The organism is Thermaerobacter nagasakiensis, from assembly GCF_055396825.1.
Window position 1 is genome coordinate 295,726 of sequence record NZ_AP043740.1, and the last position, 19,227, is coordinate 314,952.

Below are 19,227 nucleotides of genomic sequence, written 5' to 3' on the forward strand. Positions count from 1 at the left end.
CCCCGGCGCAGGCCCCCCTGGCCCTCCGCCGGCGACCCCGTCGCTGGCTTCCCCGGCGCGCGGAGCGCCGTCCCCTGCAGCCGGGTCCGGCTGTCCGGCCGGTCCCGCCGGGTTCCTTTCCGGCGCCTTTTCCATCGCCCCCACCTCCCTGCCCGGCCCCGGGCCCGGGCCTGTATGCCGCACCCTCGGGGGGCGGCACCGGATCCCGGACCCCCACCGAATCCCAGACCCCTTTATCCTTCAAATCTTCCGCCGGGAAAAGGAACGATCCTCCTGTACCGGCCCGCCGCCGGCCCTCACAGGCATCCCAGGACCGCCTGGACCAGCCGGTGGTCGGAGGCCCCGTGGTCCAGGACCTGCAGCTCCACCACGCGCAGGCCGGCCACCCAGATCAGGTCGATGGCCGGCCCGGACTGTGGCGCCCCCTCACGGTCCCCCCGGCGCGGCCCGCCCCCGGAGCCTCCGGCACCCCTTGAGCTCCCGCCGCCCGCCGCCACGACCCAGCAGGGCTCGCCTCCCGCACCACCGGTGGCCGGGTAGGTCGCCGGCGCCTGCGCCCGGGCCGCCGCGGCACTGGCCAGAACGGCCCGCAGGGGCGCCAGTTCCGGTGCCTCCGCCGGCGCGTTGAAGTCCCCCACCAGGACAACCGGCCCCTCCTGCCGCAGCCGGGCCGCCTGCTCGGCCAGGGCGCGGGCTTGCGCCCGGCGCTCCGCCGCGCCGAGCCCCAGATGGGTCACCCCCAGCCAGGCCGGTTCGTCCTGGGGACCGAAGCCGGACACCCGCAGCCACAGGCAGGCCCGGGGTTCCCAGCGGGAAGGCAGGGGCTGGGCCTCCACGGCCACCACCCCGCTCCCCGCCGGGGGGACCGGCGGTCCGAGCCAGCACAGGCCGTAGGCGCCGCCCCGGTGCAGGGTGGGGTGGAAGAACCAGGCGCGGCCCAGGGCCATGCCCAGCCACCGGGCCTGGTGCACTCGGCCGCTGCGGCGGCGGCCGCCGTCCACCTCCTGCAGGCCGGCCCAGTGCGGGCTGGCCCGCTCCAGCACGCGCCGGATGCCCTCCAGGTCGACCCGGCCGTCCAGTCCCCGCCCGTGGCGGATGTTGAAGGTGGCAATGCGCCAGAGCATGCCTGCCCGGTGCGCCAGGGCCGCTCCCTCCGTTGCACGCGCGCCGGTCACCCGCGCGGCGCGCCGTTCCCCGCCGGGCCGCGCGGCAGCCGGTTGCGGCCGGTTGCAGGGCCAAACCGCCCGGCCACCCCGGTCCGGCCCCAGAGGCCTTGCTGACCGCGCGCGGGCCGGGCCGCCCGTCTCCTGCGGGCTCCGGCCTGCTAGCCTGCGGCGGAGCCGTCCTCCTGGTCCTGCCGCCGCTGGCGCGCGGCCCGGTGCCAGCCGCGCTCCATCAGGACGCCGGCCATGTAGGCCAGCAGGATCGTCGGGATGAGAAGACCCGCAAAGTTGGTCCAGAAGATCCCTACGGCCAGCAACACGGCGCAGACCGCCAGCGCCGTGCGCATCTCCCCCCGCACCCCCCAGGAGATGCCCAGGGCAATGGTCGCGACGCTGATCAGCACCTTGCCGATCAGGATCAGGATGTCGAGGACTCCGCCCATCTCCGGCCTCCTTCCCACCCTCCGGGGCCCGAGGTCTCCGGGGCCCCGGCTGCAGGTGTGGCCCTGGCGGCGGCGCCTGCGCGGGTATCGCGCCCGCACCGCCCGCCCCCACTATACTGGACCATACGGGACCCCCTGGACTGGACCCCCTGGCCGCCCTCCCGATGCCGCCGCCATCAGGATCCCCGGCCGGCCACGGCCTCCGGGCGGCCCGGGCCGGTCACCGCTGCCCGGGCCTGGCATGCGGCTTTCGCCGCCCGCCCCGGCAGGAAAGGCGTGGGACATGGCAGCCCAGGCCGGGCCAGGCGCTGCACGCCTACGCCATCTCCGGCACCGGGTGGGGCGGCCGCAGCCCCCGCAGCACGGCGGCGCAGTTCTCCGCCGCCAGCCGGGCCATGCGCCAGCGGGTGCGCCGGGTGGCGCTGCCGATGTGGGGCAGGGCGATCACGTTGGGCAGCTGCAGCAGCGGGTGATGGGGTGGGACCGGCTCCTGGCCGTACACGTCCAGGCCCGCCATGGCCAGGTGCCCCTGGCGCAGCGCCTCGACCAGGGCCTGTTCGTCCACCACGCCGCCCCGGGCGGTGTTGATCAGGATGGCCCCGGGTTTCATCCGGGCCAGCCGCCGCCCGTCCAGCAGGTGGCGGGTTTCCGGGGTGAGGGGCACGTGGAGGGTGACGATGTCGGAGCGGGCCAGGAGGGAGTCCAGGTCGGCATAGGCGACGCCCAGCTCCTCCTCCGCGTCCGGATGGCGCCGGCGGCTGGAATACAGGACCTGCATGCCGAAGGCCCGGGCGCGGCGGGCCACGGCCCGGCCGATGCGCCCCAGGCCGACGATGCCCAGGGTGGCCCCGTCCAGCTCGAGGCCGAGCCACTGCAGGGGGTGCCAGGTGGTCCAGCGGCCGGCCCGCAGGTCCGCCTCCGCCTGGGGCAGGCGCCGGGCGCAGGCCAGGATCAGGGCCATGGCCAGGTCGGCGGTGGCCTCCGTCAGGACCCCCGGCGTGTGGGTCACCAGGATGCCCCGCCGCTGCGCTGCCTGGACGTCCACGTTGTCGTAGCCCACGGCGCAGTTGCTGACCACCCGCAGCCGGGGCGCTCCGGCCAGCAGCCCGTCGTCGATGCGGTCGGTGATCATGGTGATGACCCCGTCGGCCACGGCCAGGCGGCGGGCCAGCTCGGCCCGCGGCGGCGGAAGGAACTCGGGCCACACCTCCACCTCGGCCCAGCCTTCGAGGGGCGCCAGGGCGCCCTCAGGCACCTGCCGGGTGACGAAGACGCGGGGTCGCTCCCTCACTCCCACACCTCCTCGGCGCCGGGCCGGCCGGGCAGGCCGGTTGCGGCAGAACCGGAGCCGCTCGGGAAGGGGGCTGCGGCCCGGCTGGAGCGGATCAGCCCGGCTGCAGCGGACCAGCCCCGGCACGGGGCTGCGGGCCGGCCCGGCTGCAACGGTACTACGGCGTTTTCCCGCCCGTTCCTGGCAGGTGGAAGCCGCTTTTCGGCCGGAAGCGGCGTCTTCCGCCACCTCCCCGGCCCGCACTATAATGGGCAAGGCATCGGGACCACGGGCACCACACTGGGCCAGCGGCCCAAAAGGGGGTTCCCGCCGTGCAGGCCGCCGAGTGGGCTCGCGACATCACCGACATCCTTCACGGCCAGGACGAGCAGGGCGCCCTGGAACGGCTGGCCCGCCTGCAGCCCTTCGACCGGGCCCAGGTCCTGGCCCACATGGAGCCCCAGGACCGCCTGCGCCTGGTCCGGAGCATGCCCGTGCCCCTGGCCGCCGAGACCCTGGAATACCTGGAACCCGAAACCCAGTACCGCATCCTCGATCACCTGGACGAGCCCCGGGCCGCCGCCTTGCTGCAGGGAATGTCCAGCGACACGGTGGTCGACCTGCTGCTCGCCCTCCACCCGCTGCAGGCGGCCCGGCTCAAGGCTTGGCTGCCGCCCGCCTACCGCGAGCGCATCGACACCCTGATGACCTTCCCGGAGAACACGGCAGGCAGCCTGGCTACCATCGAGTACATCGCCGCCCGGGAAGGCTGGACCGTCCAGCAGGCGCTGGACCACGTGCGCAAGGTGGGCCACGACGCCGAGGTGGTCTCCTACGTCTACGTGGTGGACGCCCGCGGCCGGCTGGTACGGGTGGCATCCCTCCGGGAGCTGATCCTGGCCGATCCCCACGCGCCGCTGACCAGCGTGGGGCGGGCGGACGTGATCACCGTCCGGGCCACGGCGGACCGGGAAGAAGCGGCGCGCCTGCTGACCGACTACGACTTCGTGGCCCTGCCGGTGGTCGACGACCAGCATCGCCTGCTGGGCATCATCACCATCGACGACATCGTCGACGTGATCCACCGCGAGGCGACGGAAGACATCCAGCGGTTGGGCGGCAGCGTGCCCCTGGCCGAGTCCTACTTCAAGACCCCCGTGCCCATGCTGTTCCGCAAGCGGGTGGGGTGGCTGCTGACCCTGTTCATCGCCGGCGCCTACACCAGCACCGTCCTGCACCACTTCGAGGGCCTGCTGGCCCAGGTGGTCGGGCTGACCTTCTTCATCCCGCTGCTGATCGGCACGGGTGGCAACACGGGCAGCCAGACGGTGGCGACCCTGGTCCGGGCCCTGGCGGTGGGCGAGGTCACCTTCCGGGACATGCTGCGCGTCCTGGCCCGGGAAGTGGCCACGGGGGCGCTGCTGGGCGCGGTGATGGCCGCCGCTGCCCTGATCCGTGCCTACATGCTGGGCGTGGGCCACCAGCTGGGTCCCGTGGTGGCGGTGACGGCCCTGTTCATCGTGGTCTGGGCGTCCATGGTGTCGGCGGTGCTGCCCCTATTGCTCCACCGCCTGCGGGTCGACCCGGCGGTGGTGTCGGGTCCCTTCATCAGCACCCTGGTGGACGGGACGGGACTCTTCATCTACTTTTCCGTGGCCCGCGCGCTTCTCAACCTGAGCTAGGGGGCCCACGGCTGTGACCTGCGGACCGGACGCCGGCCCTTACCCTGCCGGGACGAACAGGCCGGGCCGCCAGGGGGACCCGCCTGCCCCCGGCCTGGCCATGACGGCCGTACCCCGGGTGCCCGGCGCCATCCTCCTGGGCGGTCACGTGCTGGGGGCCTTACCCCTCTGGCTGGCAGGAGGGCGGGCCGCGGTCCCTGCGGACCTGCCCGGCCCTCCGCCTCTAGGTCTCGGCCTGGCGGTGGCAACCCGCCCCTGCCGCCGCCCCGGCACCGCCCGTGGGACGGATCCCGAACCGGGCAAGGGCCCGCTCCTTCCTAGGGATCCGCTGCGGGAGCGAATGGGCCGGCTGCTGGAGGCCGCAGCCCTTCGCCCCGGCCCCCCGCCCTCCGTCCTGGCCCTGGCCCGGGAGGCGGCGCTGGCCCTGGGTGCCTGGCCACGGGCGGTGGCCATGGCCCTGGGCGGGCTGCGCTGGGCCGGTCCGCCGCCGGACCTGGGCTCCGTCGCGGGTCTGGGCCCGCCCGGCCCGGCCCCGGTCGCCGGGGACGCAGGGGGAAGGCCAGGAGGCCGGGTGGCCGGAAGCGGGCCGGCCGGGGGCGCGGGCACGGGCGGCCCGGCGGGACACCCCCCTGAAGGGGCCGGGACCGGCGCCCCCTCCGGACCCCCTCCGGGAGACGAGGGGGGCTGGCCGTCGCCCCTGGCGGCCGGACGGGCTCGGGCCTTTGCCGCCCTGCCCGCCGGCTGGCTTGAACCCCTGAGCCGGGGCTTGCTGCTGGCCGGCCCCCTTCCCGCGGCGACTTCCCGGCCGGATGATACCTGGCCGGACCTGCCGCCGCCGCCGGAGTGGTGCTGGGCTGCCCGCTGGTCCCAGGGCCCCGACCCCGTCCTGGTCCGGGTGCTGGAGCGGGAAGCCCGCTGGCTGGCGGGCTGGCGCCGCCGGCTGCCTGCCGACCTTCCCACCGACCCGCGCCCCCGCCGCCCCACGGGGGGAGCACCGGGGCCGGAAACGGACCCGGCGGGGGGCGGCGGCCGGCCCGCAGCTGCCGCCGGCGATCCCGACCGGGTCCTGGGCGCCTTGCTGCGGGAGGCTGCGGCCCTGGGCCGGTTCGTCCGGGACCAGGGGCTGGTCCCGCCGGCGGTGGCAACGGCCGGCGAGCGGCTGGAGGCCGCGCTGCGGCAGCTGGGCTGGGACCCCGGCGGGCCGGGAAGCCCCCCCGCCTGGCCGGCCTGGCACGTGGCCTGGCCCGTTTGGGCCCTGTGGCTGGCTCCTGCGGGAGCGGGCGACGGCGGCGCGGCCCGCCGGGTCGCCCGCGACCTGGGGCGGCTGGGCTGGTGGGCGGTGCAGCTCTACCCGGTCCAGGCGGGAGCCCGCTGGCGGCTGGTGGCCGGACCGGCCTCCTCTCCCAAGGGAGAGGACCCGGCCCGACAGGGAAGCTCGCCGGGCCGGCCGAAGGCATAGGCGGGACGAAACCGGCAGGGGATGCACAACCGGCAGGGAACGCACCCGGAAGGATGATCAGGCCATGACCCAAGCGGAAGGTCCCAACCTGGCGGTGGCGCGGGCCGCCCTGCGGCTGGCCACCTCGGCTACCCGCAGCGACGAGGGCCGGATCAAGGACGAGCTCCTGCGCCAGGGCATCCGGGGCGTGGCGGTGGACTTCGGCGGACCGTACGTGGAGTCCATCGGCAGCATGGTGCAGAGGGCCATCGTCGCCGCCCGGCGCGAGGCCGTCATCGCACCCATCCACCCCCACGAGGGGGCGGTGGCCGGGGCGGCCAGGGAAGCGCTGGCCCAGCTGGCGGGCCGGGCGCTGGGATTCAACGTGGGCGGCAAGGTGGCCATCGCCCGGCTGGGGGAGCACCTGGCCTGTGCCGTCTTCGTAGGGGTCGGCCTGGTGCACCTGGACGATGTGGCCGTGGGCCTGGCCCACCGGGCCGTGCCTGACGTGGCGCCCCGCAGCGGTCCGGCGTGACCGGCGGGTCTGCCGTGACCGGCGGGTCTGCCGTGACCGGCGGCGGTCCGGCGGATCCGGCGGCGGCACCCGCTACCTGCTCCGCGGACCCTGGCAACCCGCGGGCCTCGGCAACCCGCCGGCCTTGCCGACCAGCGCTACAAGGTCTTGCCGGACGCCCGGGCGCCTTGTATAATTCGCGAATAACAACCGGCCGCAGCCGGTGCAGGACGGTAGGCTTCACGGTAGGACGCGGCCGGTTCCCGACTACGTTTCGAATCCATCGGCAGCCGCTGCGTAGAACGGCAGGACGGTAGGGGCGGATTCCTCCCGCCACCCTTCGGTGGCTTTTTCCTTTCTGTCCTCGCTGCGCAGGGGCCGGGCAAGGAGGGAAGGATGGTGCGCGGGATACGGGGTGCCGTAGTCGCCGAGGACAACAGTCCCGAGGCGATCCGCCGGGCGACCCGCGAGCTCTTGCAGGCCATGGTTGCGCTGAATGAAGCTTCAGTCGATGATATTGTTGCGGTGTTCTTCACGGTGACCCGGGACCTGGACCGTGCCTTCCCCGCTTCCGCGGTGCGGGAGCTGGGCTGGGCCCACGTCCCGCTGCTGGACGCCATGGCGCCGCCGGTGGACGATGACCTGCCCCGCTGCATCCGTGCCCTGGTGCTGGTGAACACCGACCGGTCGCCCCGGGAGATCCGGCACGTCTACCTGGGCCAGGCCCGCTGCCTGCGGCCCGACCTGGCCGCCTGGCAACCCGGCGGCGTCCTGGACGGCCTGGCCGTCGCCCAGGCCCTGGCGGGAGGGAATCGAGGGTGATCGTCATCATGCATCCCCACGCCACACCCGACGACGTCGAGCAGGTCAAGGAGCGCCTCCGCCAGGCGGGGCTGCGGCCCTACGTGGCCCAGGGCGACGAGCGGGTGGTGATCCACGGCCACGGCAATCCCCGCGCTCTGGACGGCCAGCAGGTGGAGACCCTGCGGGGGGTGGAGAGGGTGGTCACCGTCAGCCGGCCCTACAAGCTGGCCAGCCGCGAGTTCCGGCCCGAGCCGACGGTGGTGACGGCGGGCGGCGTGCCCTTCGGCAGCGATGCCATCCCCATCATCGCCGGGCCCTGCTCCGTGGAGAGCGAGGCCGGGCTGCTGGAGATCGCCGGGTTCCTCCGGCGGGCGGGGGGCGCGGCCCTGCGCGGCGGTGCCTTCAAGCCCCGCACCTCCCCCTACAGCTTTCAGGGTCTTGGCCAGGAGGGCCTGCGGCTGCTGGCGCAGGCCCGGCAGGTGACGGGCCTGCCCGTGGTGACCGAGGTGATGGCCCCGGAGCAGGTGGAGCAGGTGGCTGCCTACGCCGACGTCCTTCAGATCGGCGCCCGCAACATGCAGAACTTCCCCTTGCTGCAGGCGGTGGGCCGGACCCGCAAGCCGGTGCTCCTCAAGCGGGGCTTCATGGCCACGGTGGAAGAGTGGCTGCTGGCCGCGGAGTACATCCTGGCCGAGGGCAATCCCCACGTGATCCTCTGCGAGCGCGGCATCCGCACCTTCGAGACGTCGACCCGCAACACCCTGGACCTCAACGCCGTGGCCGTGGCCAAGAGCCTGACCCACCTGCCGGTGATCGTCGATCCCAGCCACGGCACCGGTCACCGGGAGTACGTGATCCCCCTGGCCCGGGCGGCCGTGGCCGCGGGGGCCGACGGGCTGATCGTGGAGGTGCACCCGCGGCCCGACCAGGCCCTGTCCGACGGCAACCAGAGCCTGGACTTCGCCCAGTTCCAGCAGCTGGTGGAAGAGGTCGAAGCCGTGGCCCGGGCCCTCGGCCGCCGGCTGTTCCGCCACGGGGACGAACCCGGCCGGCAGGCGGCCCGTGACGGGACCGTCACCGGGGCAGGCCGGGAAGGACGGGCGGGTGCCGGCCGCGAAGGCCGGGGCGACGGCCAACCCGGCCTTCCCCGCCCCGGCGAGCCGGACGTACCCGTCGGGCCGGCGGCGGTGGCGGCGGCACCCTCCCCGAGGCGGGCCGCCGCCGGTGGGGGCAACTGACCGGTGTGCCCCGAGGCCCCCGGCCCGGCCTGCGACCCCGCCTTCGAATCCCGGAGGCTTCCTGATCCGTTGCCAGGGCCGCGAGGGGACGGGCCCGTCGCGGCCTCCGAGCCGGGCGGCCGTCCGGGCGGCGACCGGCTGGAGCGCTGGCGGGGGCGCGTTTTGGCTGTGGTCGGCCTGGGCCAGATCGGCGGCTCCCTGGCCGCCGCCGCCCGCCCCCTGGTGGGCAGGGTGCTGGGGTTCGACCGGGATCCGGCCGCCCTGGACCACGCCCTGGCGGCCGGGTGGGTCGACGCCGGTTCGTCCGCCGGGTTGGACCTGCTCAGGGAGGCCGATGCCGTGGTGCTGGCCGTGCCCCTGGGCGCCATGCCGGCGGTGCTGGAGCAGGCCCGGCCCTTCCTGCGGCCGGGGGTGCTGCTCACCGACACCGGCAGCGTCAAGGGGCCGGTGGTGGCCGCCGCCCGGCAGCACGTGCCCGCCCAGGTGGCTTTTGTGGGCGGCCATCCCATGGCCGGCACCGAGCGGTGGGGCGCCGCCGCGGCCGATCCCGGGCTCTTCCGGGGGTGCACCTGGGTCCTCACCCCCGCCGCCCCCTGGGGCGACGAGGCGGCCCGGCCCTGGATCCCGCTGCTGGAGGCCGCCGGTGCCCGGGTCCTCCTGATGGATCCCGTGGATCACGACCGGCACGTGGCCCTGGCCAGCCACCTGCCCCTGCTGGTGGCCGCCGCCCTGGCAGGCACCGCCCGCCGGGGCGCGGGAAGCCTCCCCCACCTGGCCGGCCTGGTGGCCGGCGGCTTTCGCGACACCACCCGGGTGGCCGGCGGCCACCCCGTGCTGGGGCGGGACATGCTGCGCGCCAACTGGGTCCATCTGGCCCCGTGGCTCGAGATTCTGAAGGAAGAACTTGACCGGCTGGCCCGGGCGGTGAGCCCGGCCGGGCCCGGGGAAGGACCGGCGGGTCCGGAAGGCCGCGCCGGGGGGACCGGCGCCGGAGGGGATGACCTCACCGCGCTGCCCCAGGGGGACGAAGGGGGCGATCCCCTCTTCCGCTATCTGGACGCGGCCCGCCGCTTCCGGGAGGCCATCCTGCACCGGCCCGGGCCGTCCGCGGAGACCGCCCGGCCAGGCTCCAGCGAGGATGGGTGACGCCCATGCACAGCCCGACGCCTGAACCTGAATCCGATGGCCGGCACCACCGGGCGGGCAGAGCGCCTGGAAGGGCCCTGCCCGGAGCGGCGCCCGGACCCGCCGGCGCGCCTGTCCCGGCCGCAGCCGCCCGACCGGCCGGGCTCCCCGGGGCGGCCCCGCAACCGGCCGCCGGCCACCCCGCCCTGGACTCCGGCCTGGTACGGGTGCGGCCCGCCCGGGACCTGCGCGGTACGCTGCCGGTGCCGGGGGACAAGTCCATCGCCCACCGGGCGGCCCTGCTGGCCGCCGCCGCCGGGGGCCGGGTCGTCCTGGACCGTTACGCCCCGGGGCGGGACGCTGCCTCGACCCTGGCGTGCCTTGCCGCCCTGGGGGTCACGGTGCGGCGTCCGGCGCCCCACCAGGTGGTGCTGGAGGGGCCGGGCATCGCCGGCTGGCAGGCTCCCGCAGCTCCCCTGGACGCGGGCAACTCGGGCACCACCATGCGCCTCTTGCTGGGGCTGCTGGCATCCCGCCCCTTCACCGCCACCTTGACCGGGGATGCCTCCCTGTGCCGGCGGCCCATGGACCGGGTGGTCGAGCCCCTGCGCCGCATGGGCGCCCTGATCAGCGGCCGGGAGGGCGGCCGCCGGGCCCCCCTGACCATCCGGGGCGGGGACCTCAGGGCCATCCACCACGACAGCCCCGTGGCCAGCGCCCAGGTCAAGAGCGCCATCCTGCTGGCAGGGCTGTTTGCCGCGGGACGAACCAGCGTCCGCGAGCCCGCCCTCTCCCGCGATCACACCGAGCGGTTGCTGCCCCTCTTCGGCGTCGCCGTGGAGCGGGACGGGCTGCTGGTGGCCGTCAACGGCGGCCAGATCCTGGCCGCCCCGGCCCGGCTGGCCATCCCCGGCGACCCGTCGGCGGCCGCCTTCTACCTGGCCGCCGCCCTCCTTTGCCCGGGCAGCAGGATCACCCTGCAGGGAGTGGGGGTCAACCCCACCCGGACGGGGTTCCTGGAGGTGCTGCAGGCCATGGGCGCCCGGGTGCGGGTGGAGGCCGTGCGGGAACTGCAGCCCGGCGGCGGTCCCGCCGGTTCTTCCGCCACCGCCGGCGGGCCGGGTGAGCCGGTGGCGGACCTCACCGCCGAAACCTCCGAGCTGCGGGCCGTGGACGTGGGCGGCGACCTGATCCCCCGGCTGATCGACGAGATCCCCATCCTGGCGGTGCTGGCCACCCAGGCCCGGGGCACCACCCGCATCCGCGACGCCGCGGAACTGCGGGTCAAGGAAACCGATCGCCTCACGGCCATCGCCGAGGAGCTGCGGCGGCTGGGCGCCCGGGTGGACGAGCACCCCGGCGGCCTGGACATCCACGGCCCCACCCCCTTGCGGGGCGCCGTGGTCTCTTCCCGGGGAGACCACCGCATGGCCATGGCCCTGGCCGTGGCCGGGCTGGTGGCGGCCGGCGAGACGGTGATCACCGGCGCCGCCAGCGCCGCCGTGTCGGACCCTGGCTTCTTCAGCAACCTCCGCCGGCTGGGCGCTCCCGTGGAGGGCCCGGATGGCCTGCCGGGGGGCCCGGAGTCCCAGCCGGCAGGTCCGGTGCCCCTGGGGGCAGGCCCGATGTTCCCGGAAGCAGGCGGTGCGGGTGCGGCACCCTCCTCCCTGCCGGCCCCGGCCGCGGGGGATGAACCGGCATGAGCCGCCCCCCGGCCACCCCCGGCTCGCCGCCGCCGCGGCGGCTGGCGGTCCTGGGCCATCCCATCGGCCACAGCCTCTCGCCCGCCCTGCAGTCGGCCGCCTTCCGGGCGGCGGGCCTGCCCTGGTCGTATCAGGCCTGGGACGTGCCGCCCGGGGACCTGGAGGCCGCCCTGGCCCAGGTGCGGGCCGATCCCCGGTGGGCCGGGGTCAACCTCACCATCCCCCACAAGGAAGCCGCCCTCGCCCTGCTGGACCGGATCGATCCCGCCGCTCGCCGCATCGGCGCCGTCAACACCGTGGTGCGGGAGGACGGCGGGGCGCTGGTGGGGTACAACACCGACGGGACCGGGTTCCTCCGGGACCTGGAGGAGCACGGCCTCCCCCCCGGCCGCCTGGCCGGCCGGCGGGCCCTGGTTTTGGGAGCCGGCGGTGCCGCCCGGGCCGTGGTCTTCGCCCTGCTGGAAGCCGGCATGGCCGTGGTGATCGCCAACCGGACGGCCGCTCGGGCCCGGGCGCTGGCCCGGGAGCTGGCGCAGGCGCCCATGGATCCGGGCGCGGCCTGCGGGCCTCCGGCCCGGCCCCACCCCCGGCACGGGATCCCGGGCCCGGCGGGGTCCGGCGGCGCGGACCGGTCCCCGCAACCGGGGGGGCCCGCCGGCGCCCGGGACCAAGATTGCGGGCCTTCCCCGGACCCGGCGCCCGTGGTAGCGCCCGTGGAAGCTCTCTCCTTGGACGACCCGGCCCTGCCGGAGGTGGCCGCCGGCTGCCTGCTGGTGGTCAACGCCACCAGCGCCGGCATGGCGCCCCAGCTGGGGGTGGACCCGCTGCCGGCAGCCTGCCGCCCCCGGCCGGACCAGGTGTATTACGATCTGGTCTACCGGCCAGCCGTCACCCCCTTCCTGGCCCGGGCGGCGGCGGCCGGCGCCCGGGCCATCGGCGGCCTGGGCATGCTGCTGCACCAGGGGGCCGCCGCCTTTGAACTCTGGACGAACCGGCCCGCCCCCCTGGCCGCCATGCGGGCCGCCCTGCAGGCGGCCCTGGCCGCCGGCGACCCGGGCGCCCCCGAGGCCCGGGACGTTCCGGCGGGGGCCTGGGACGGCATGGGCCGGGAGGCGTCATCTCCGGAGCAAGGAGCGTGAATCCCGTGGCCCTGCGGCTGCTGACCGCCGGCGAATCCCACGGACCCGGCCTGGTGGCCGTCCTGGAAGGCGTGCCCCACGGGCTGCCCCTGACGGCCGCCGACATCGACCGCGACCTGGCCCGGCGCCAGCGGGGTTATGGCCGGGGCGGCCGCATGAAGATCGAGCAGGACCGGGTGCGGATCGTGGGCGGGGTGCGCCACGGCCGCACCCTGGGCAGCCCCATCGCCCTGTGGATTCCCAACCGCGACTGGGAGAACTGGAGCCGGGCCATGGCGCCGGAGCCCCCGGACGATGCCGCCCAGGCCGCTGCGGACGGCGACTGGCGCCTGGAACCCGTCACCCGCCCCCGCCCGGGCCATGCCGACCTGGCGGGCGCCCTGAAGTACGGCGCCCGCGACATCCGGGACATCCTGGAGCGGGCCAGCGCCCGGGAGACGGCGGCGCGGGTGGCCGCGGGGGCCGTGGCCCGCAAGCTGCTCGGCCTGTTCGGGGTCCGCATCCAGAGCTACGTGCTGCGCATCGGCGAGGTGGCCATCCCGTCGCCGGTCCTGGACTACGGCGAGGACGGCCGCCCGCCCGTGGACCCGGCGGCCCTGGAGGAGGCCACCGAAGCCTCGCCGGTCCGCTGCCCGGATCCGGCGGCGTCGGAGCGGATGGTGGAGGCCATCCGGACCGCCGGCCAGGCCGGGGACACCCTGGGGGGCGTGTTCGAGATCCTGGTCACCGGGGTGCCCGTGGGGCTGGGCAGCCACTCCAGCGGCGACCGGCGGCTGGAGGGACGGCTGGCCGGGGCCTTGATGGCGCTGAACGCCATCAAGGGGGTTGAGGTGGGCCTGGGCTTCGCCGCCGCCGCCCTGCCGGGTTCCCGGGTCCACGACCCCATCGGGTTCCGCCCGCCCCGCAGCGAGGGTACGGAACCCGCCCCGGCGGCGCCCGGTCCCGCCCACCCGGCGGCCCGGGCCGCCGCAGCCCGGGCCGGGGCCGACGGCTGGCGCGGCCCGGCGGCCGGGTTCTTCCGGTACCGCAACGGGGCCGGCGGCCTCGAAGGCGGCATCACCAACGGCGAGCCCCTGGTCCTGCGGGCGGCGATGAAGCCCATCGCCACCCTGCGCCGGCCCCTGCCCTCGGCCGACCTGCTCACGGGGGAACCCTTCGCCGCCCACCACGAGCGGTCGGACATCTGTGCCGTGCCGGCGGCGGCGGTGGTGGGCGAGGCCATCGTGGCGCTGGAGCTGGCCGCGGCGTGGATCGACAAGTTCGGCGGCGACAGCGTGGACGACATGCTGCGCAACTACGTCGCCTACTGCGAGCGGCTGGCGGCCTGGGTCGACCGCTCCCCGGCACCGGAGGCGGGCCATGCGGCCGGTTCCCCTGCGGAGGCGGAAGGCGACCACGCCGGCACCGCCATCCCGGGGAGGGACCCCCGGTGACGGGAAGGCCCCTGCGGCTCGTACTGATCGGCATGATGGGCGCCGGCAAGACCACCGTGGGACGGGACCTGGCGGCCCGCCTGGGCTGGGCCTTTCTCGACCTGGACGACCTGGTCGAACAGGCGGCGGGCTGCACCATCGGCGCCCTCTTCGCCCAGGAGGGGGAGGTGGGATTCCGGCGCCGGGAGGAACAGGCGCTGGCCTGGGCCCTGGCCCTGGAGCGGGTGGTCATCGCCACGGGAGGCGGGGTGGTGCTCTCGGAGGCCAACCGGGCAAAGCTGGCCGCCGAGCCCTGGGTGGTCTGGCTGGAGGCCCCGCCGGAGGAACTGGCCCGCCGGCTGGCCGGGCCGGAGGCCGCCGGCCGGCCCCTGCTGGCGGGCGCGGTGGCTGGAGCTGCCGCAGAAGAAGCTGTCTCAATGGTGGGTGCGTCTCGGAAGCTGGGCGCTTCCCCGGCCGGCGGGCCGGCGGGGCAGCCGCCGGCCGGCCTGGCGCAGCGCCTGGCCCAGCTGCTCCAGGAGCGGGCCGGTGCCTACGCGGCCGTGGCCCGGTACCGCATCCGCACCGCCGGCCGGCCGGTGGCGGCGGTCACGGAGGCGGTCCTCGAACACCTCCTGCCGGTACCCGTCCCCGGCCCCGCTGCCCGCCCGGGGACCGGCACGACCGCCTTAGGCCCCCACGGCCCCTGGGGTTCCGTGACCACTGCCCCGGGTCCGGTGGCCGCCGCCCTGCCGCCCGGCGTCCCGCCGCACGCCCGCGCACCTTCCTCCGCCCCGGATGCTGCCGCGGCGCCTCCCCCCACCGGTCCCGGCACCGTGCCTTCCGCCGCGACGGCCCCCCGCGGGGCGTCTTCCGCGCCTGCGGCGCCGGCCGCCGTCGCGGAACCGGACCTGGTGATCGAGGCGGGGGCCGAACGCTACCCTCTTTGGGTGCGTCCCGGTGTCGTGGCGGGCACGCTGGCGGGCACCGCAGGGGAGGTGGGGCTGGAGGCGCTGCTGGCCGCCGCGTGGACCGGTGGCGTCCCCGCCGGCGGAACACCGCCCCGGGGGGATCCGGACCGGCCGGGCCCGGCGGCTCCCCAGGCAGCGCCCGGCCCTTCCGGCCCTCTGGCGAGCCCCCTGGCGGCCGGTCCCCTGCCGGAAGAGCGCCCGGCCGCCCAGCCTGGCGGGCGGGCGCCCGTGGCCCTGCTGGCCAGCGACCCCGTGGTGTCCGCCCTCTACGGCCGGGGGGTCGCCCGCGCCCTGGAGCGGGCCGGGTTCCGGGTGGTCCGCGCCGTGGTGCCCGCCGGGGAGGAAGCCAAGTCCCTGGAGTGGGCCTCCCACCTCTACGACCGGCTGGTGGAAGCCGGTGCGGGCCGCGACGCCTGGGTCTTCGCCCTGGGCGGGGGGGTGGTAGGCGACCTGGCGGGATTCGTCGCCGCCACCTACATGCGGGGCATCGCCTTCGCCCAGCTGCCCACCACGCTCCTGGCCCAGGTAGACGCCAGCACCGGCGGCAAGGTGGCCGTCAACCACCCGCGGGCCAAGAACCTGATCGGGGCCTTCCACCAGCCGCGGCTGGTGGTGGCCGACCCCGCGACCCTGGCCACCCAGCCCCAGACCGCTTACCGGGGCGGCCTGGCGGAGATGGTCAAGCACGCCCTGCTGGACGGGGAAGGCCACCTGGCCGCCCTGGAGGCCGCCGTGCCCCGGCTGCTGGACCGCGACCCCCACGGGCTGGCGCCCCTCATCGCCCGCTCGGTGGCCGTCAAGGCGCGGATCGTCGCCCAGGACCCGGAAGAACGCGGCCCCCGCGCCTTCCTCAACCTGGGCCACACCTTTGCCCACGCCCTGGAGGCCGCCGCCGGCTACCGGGTGCCCCATGGCGATGCCGTGGCCGCCGGCCTGGTGCTGGCCCTGGCCCTGTCCGAGCGGCTGGGCATGGCCCCCGCCGGGCTGGCCGGCCGGGTGGAGGAACTGCTGGCCCGCCTCGGCCTTCCCGTCACCCTGGCCCAGGCTTGCCGGGAGTGGGGTGCGGAGCCGCCCACCGCCGCCGAGCTGCTGGGCCGCCTGCAGCATGACAAGAAGAACCGGCAGGGCAGGGTGCGGTTCGTCCTGCTCGGGGCGCCGGGGCAGGTCGCCCTGCGGGACGACGTGCCGGAGGCGGTGGTCGAGGATCTGGTTCGCTGGTCGCTGGCCGGCCGGTCGCCGGCTGCAGGTGCCGGGCGTGCCCCGGCCTGAAGGTTGGCATCTTCGCGCCGGCGGTGGGGCCGGCGGTGCGGCGTGGCGGCCTGTCCGGATGGCCGCCGGGCCGGTCTTCCGGCGGGACGGCGGCAGAAAGCCGCCCGATACGGCCCGAAAAACGGCAGATCCGGAAGATGGCGAGGTGGACGAACCGGTGACGACCCCTTTTCAGCCCGGGCCGGCCGGCACGCCCGGCCCGGCCCGGCCGGACGGATCCCCCGGCGGCGCGCCGGATGGGCCCAGCCCTGGGGGCAGCCCGCAACCTGCCCCGGTCCCGGCCGTCCTGGTCTTGCACGGGCCCAACCTCAACCTGCTGGGTCGCAGGGAACCCGAGGTCTACGGGCACACCAGCCTGGCGGAATTGGACGCCTTGCTGCAAAGGCGGGCCGCCCGCTACGGGGTGGCCGTGGAATGCTTCCAGAGCAACCACGAAGGCGCGCTGATCGACCGGCTGCACCAGGCGCCCGGCCGGTACCTGGGCGTGATCTTCAACCCCGGCGGCTACGCCCACACCAGCGTGGCCCTGCGGGACGCAGTGGCCGCCATCGCCGGTCTGGGAGTGCCGGTGATCGAGGTGCACCTCAGCAACGTGCACGCCCGGGAGCCCTTCCGCCACCGGCTGCTGACGGCAGGTGCCAGCCGCGGCGTGATCAGCGGGCTGGGGGTGACGGGGTACCTGCTGGCCCTGGAGGGACTGCTGGCCCTGGCGGGCCTGGCGCCCGGGCCCGGGGCCGGAACTGCCGAGGGGCCCTGAGGGACGGCGGCCGTGACCGCGGGCCGTGGCCCGTCACCGGCAGCCGCTGCCATGACCCGCCCGCCGCAGCCTGTCACCGGCGCCGGTGCCATGACCGGCCGCCTCTGCCGTCACCGCTTGCGGCGGCGTCCCGGTCCGGTGCTGCCTTCAGCCCTCGCCCCGACCGCCGGCGCCGCCCGCGGCGCTGCCGCCCCCGCTGCCGTCACCGCTCGCCCCGGTCGGCCCACAGGCGGCTGGCCACCGTGCTGATCACGCTGACCAGCAGGGAGCCGATCAGGGCGGGGACGAAGCCCTGGACCTCAAAGCCGTCCACCACCGCCGCCACCAGCCAGAACATCAGGGCGTTGACCACGAAGGTGAAAAGGCCCAGGGTCAGGCAGCCGATGGGCATGGTCAGAAACAGGACCACGGGCCGGATCACCGCATTGACCAGGCCCAGCACCAGGGCGGCCACCAGCGCCGCCCCCGGCCCCGCGACGTCGATCCCCTCCAGCAGCCAGGCCACCAGCAGGATGGATCCGGCGCTGATCAGCCAGCGCAGCAGCAGGTTCATCAGCCGGCCTCCTTCCGTGCGCCTCCAACCGCCGCTCCGCGCCGCCTCGCGCTCCTCAGCTCCCGCCGCCCGGCCGGAGCCCATCCGGCAGCGGGTTGTCCCGCTCAAAGTGCAGCAGGGCGTCCACGGGCGCGTAGTCGTCCTGCAGCACCGGAACATCGTCCACCGGCACCGGCCGGTCATAGATCCACCGGGCCGCCGCGGCGAGCGCCTCCAGTTCCGGGTGGCGGGCCGCCCACGCCTCCACCGCCCGGGCCAGTTCCTCCCTGTCCAGGGGGCCGGGCTCCCCCTGGTCGTCCCGGGCCAGGAGGATCACGTTCTGCAGCTCCGCCGGTTCCACCGGCAGAACGGGCATCAGGTACACCTCGGGGAAGACCTCCCGGTAGGTGCGGTAAAAGGCCCGCAGCAGGGCGCTGCGCGGCCCTTCCAGCGCCCCGATGACGTTGGCCACCACGACGCCCCCCGGCGCCAGCCGGGACCGCACTTCCTCCAGGAACTGGCGGGTGGTCAGGTGAAAGGGGATGGCATCGGCGTAGTAGGCGTCAAGCAGCACCAGGTCATACCGCTGGGGCGCCCGCCGGATGAACCGGCGACCGTCCTCCACGTACACCCGCAGCCGCGGGTCGCCGGGCAGGTGGAAGAACCGTCGGGCCACGTCGACCACCACCGGGTCCAGTTCGGCCACGTCGATGGTGACGTCAGGATAGGACGCCAACACCCGCTTGGGGATCGAGCCGCCCCCAGCCCCACCAGCAGGACCCGCCGGGCGCCGGGGTTGAGCGCCCAGCCGGCGTGCATCACGTCCGTGTAGGCGAAGCGGGCGGTCACCGGGTCGTGGAGGTACATGCCGCTCTGCCACGAGTTGTCAAACCGCAAGAAGCGGCTGTCGCCGCGGTCTTCCACCCGCAGGTGGTGGTAGAGGGTGTTGCGCTGGTAGACCACCCTGGCCCCGTCCGCCGTCACCTCGGCGGGAGCCCGGACGGGCACCACGGCCATCCCCAGCACCGCCGCCGCCGGCAGGGCCACCGCCAGATGGCGCCGCCCCGCCAGCAGCACGGCGGCACCCGCCAGGATGGCCGCCAGCGCCTTGAGGATGGTGGCCGCCGGCAACCAGGGGATCAGCCAGAAGGAGGTGGCCAGGGTCCCGGCGATGCTCCCGGCGTTGGAGACGGCGTAGAGGTTCCCCGCCACCCGGCCCAGCCGGTGGGTGGCCGGGGCGGCCAGCCGCACCAGCCAGGGCGAGATGCTGCCCAGCAGAAGCCCCGGCGGGAGGAACAGGACCGCCGAGGCCAGCAGCGCCCCCCAGCGGGGGTCCGCCACCCGGCCCGCCAGGGCTGCGACCCAGGCCTCGCCGCGGGAAGCCAGCACCAGGGTCCAGGCGCCGGCCAGCACCAGCACCAGGGCCGGACCCGCCCGGGCCGGCCAGCGGTCGGCCGCCAGGCCGCCCAGGGCGTAACCGGCGCTGAGGGCGGCCAGCACCACGCCGATCAGGCTGCCCCAGACGAAAATGGAACTCCCCAGGCTCGGCGCCAGGAGCCGGCTGCCCAGCAGTTCGAGGGCCATCAGGACGGCCCCGGCAAAGAACGCGGTCAGGGCCAGCATGACATGCCTCCATCCCGGCGGCCGGCGGGCAGCCCCCAAGCACGGGCGCGCGGGCTGCCGCCCCGCCGGCCTCTCCCGAGCCTTCCCTGTTCCTACCCGCCCGCCAGCCAGGCTCCGCTACCGCCGGGCGGGCCACGGGGCACGCCC

At 76.0% G+C, this 19,227-nt stretch carries 16 protein-coding genes and 1 pseudogene; 11 read left to right on the plus strand and 6 right to left on the minus strand.

The window, feature by feature from the left end:
- Positions 1-296 precede the first annotated feature (296 nt).
- From ACZ5T9_RS01240 to ACZ5T9_RS01250, 3 genes are all read right to left on the minus strand, one after another.
- Positions 297-1,124 (minus strand): endonuclease/exonuclease/phosphatase family protein, encoded by an 828-nt coding sequence (locus ACZ5T9_RS01240; protein WP_464833512.1) that lies wholly within the window; start codon positions 1,122-1,124, stop codon positions 297-299.
- Positions 1,125-1,324: 200 nt separating this feature from the next.
- The gene (locus ACZ5T9_RS01245; protein WP_116901237.1) at positions 1,325-1,606 is read right to left on the minus strand and encodes a hypothetical protein; all 282 of its coding nucleotides are present in this window, start codon (positions 1,604-1,606) and stop codon (positions 1,325-1,327) included.
- Between the two features lie 316 nt (positions 1,607-1,922).
- Positions 1,923-2,897, minus strand: a complete 975-nt coding sequence (locus tag ACZ5T9_RS01250) for a 2-hydroxyacid dehydrogenase (RefSeq protein WP_006904624.1) — start codon at positions 2,895-2,897, stop codon at positions 1,923-1,925.
- Positions 2,898-3,208: 311 nt separating this feature from the next.
- Here ACZ5T9_RS01250 and mgtE point away from each other — a divergent pair, with 311 nt between their 5' ends.
- The 11 genes from mgtE (at position 3,209) to aroQ (ending at position 16,925) form a co-directional block, all read left to right on the plus strand.
- Entirely contained in the window at positions 3,209-4,558 is a 1,350-nt protein-coding gene (gene mgtE / locus ACZ5T9_RS01255; RefSeq protein ID WP_006904625.1) for a magnesium transporter, read from the plus strand.
- A gap of 13 nt (positions 4,559-4,571) precedes the next feature.
- Positions 4,572-6,017: a hypothetical protein gene (locus ACZ5T9_RS01260; RefSeq protein ID WP_464833514.1), complete on the plus strand. Its 1,446-nt coding sequence runs from the start codon at positions 4,572-4,574 to the stop codon at positions 6,015-6,017.
- A gap of 64 nt (positions 6,018-6,081) precedes the next feature.
- Positions 6,082-6,531, plus strand: a complete 450-nt coding sequence (locus ACZ5T9_RS01265) for a HutP family protein (RefSeq protein WP_464833516.1) — start codon at positions 6,082-6,084, stop codon at positions 6,529-6,531.
- Between the two features lie 375 nt (positions 6,532-6,906).
- The gene (aroH, locus tag ACZ5T9_RS01270; RefSeq protein WP_464833518.1) at positions 6,907-7,332 is read left to right on the plus strand and encodes a chorismate mutase; all 426 of its coding nucleotides are present in this window, start codon (positions 6,907-6,909) and stop codon (positions 7,330-7,332) included.
- Positions 7,329-8,552, plus strand: coding sequence for a 3-deoxy-7-phosphoheptulonate synthase (gene aroF, locus ACZ5T9_RS01275; protein WP_464833520.1), 1,224 nt, complete (start codon positions 7,329-7,331; stop codon positions 8,550-8,552). The genes aroH and aroF overlap by 4 nt, the downstream gene beginning before the upstream one ends.
- 69 nt (positions 8,553-8,621) lie before the next feature.
- Positions 8,622-9,698: a prephenate dehydrogenase gene (locus tag ACZ5T9_RS01280; protein ID WP_006904630.1), complete on the plus strand. Its 1,077-nt coding sequence runs from the start codon at positions 8,622-8,624 to the stop codon at positions 9,696-9,698.
- Positions 9,699-9,703: 5 nt separating this feature from the next.
- Positions 9,704-11,380, plus strand: coding sequence for a 3-phosphoshikimate 1-carboxyvinyltransferase (gene aroA / locus ACZ5T9_RS01285; protein ID WP_464833521.1), 1,677 nt, complete (start codon positions 9,704-9,706; stop codon positions 11,378-11,380).
- Entirely contained in the window at positions 11,377-12,519 is a 1,143-nt protein-coding gene (locus ACZ5T9_RS01290; protein WP_464833523.1) for a shikimate dehydrogenase family protein, read from the plus strand. Before aroA ends, ACZ5T9_RS01290 begins: the two co-directional genes overlap by 4 nt.
- A gap of 5 nt (positions 12,520-12,524) precedes the next feature.
- Positions 12,525-13,952, plus strand: a complete 1,428-nt coding sequence (gene aroC, locus ACZ5T9_RS01295) for a chorismate synthase (RefSeq protein ID WP_464833524.1) — start codon at positions 12,525-12,527, stop codon at positions 13,950-13,952.
- The gene (gene aroB, locus ACZ5T9_RS01300; protein WP_464833525.1) at positions 13,949-16,168 is read left to right on the plus strand and encodes a 3-dehydroquinate synthase; all 2,220 of its coding nucleotides are present in this window, start codon (positions 13,949-13,951) and stop codon (positions 16,166-16,168) included. Before aroC ends, aroB begins: the two co-directional genes overlap by 4 nt.
- A gap of 157 nt (positions 16,169-16,325) precedes the next feature.
- Positions 16,326-16,925, plus strand: coding sequence for a type II 3-dehydroquinate dehydratase (gene aroQ / locus ACZ5T9_RS01305; RefSeq protein WP_464833526.1), 600 nt, complete (start codon positions 16,326-16,328; stop codon positions 16,923-16,925).
- 202 nt (positions 16,926-17,127) lie between these two features.
- Here aroQ and ACZ5T9_RS01310 read toward each other — a convergent pair whose 3' ends face one another.
- The 3 genes and pseudogenes from ACZ5T9_RS01310 to ACZ5T9_RS01320 all read right to left on the minus strand — a co-directional run.
- Complete coding sequence (locus ACZ5T9_RS01310; protein ID WP_006904636.1) at positions 17,128-17,478, minus strand: phage holin family protein; 351 nt, start codon at positions 17,476-17,478, stop codon at positions 17,128-17,130.
- 55 nt (positions 17,479-17,533) lie between these two features.
- Positions 17,534-18,337, minus strand: a complete 804-nt coding sequence (locus ACZ5T9_RS01315; protein WP_464833527.1) for a spermidine synthase — start codon at positions 18,335-18,337, stop codon at positions 17,534-17,536.
- 95 nt (positions 18,338-18,432) lie between these two features.
- Positions 18,433-19,080 (minus strand): annotated as a pseudogene (locus ACZ5T9_RS01320) (fused MFS/spermidine synthase); the annotation flags it as partial.
- Positions 19,081-19,227 lie beyond the last annotated feature (147 nt).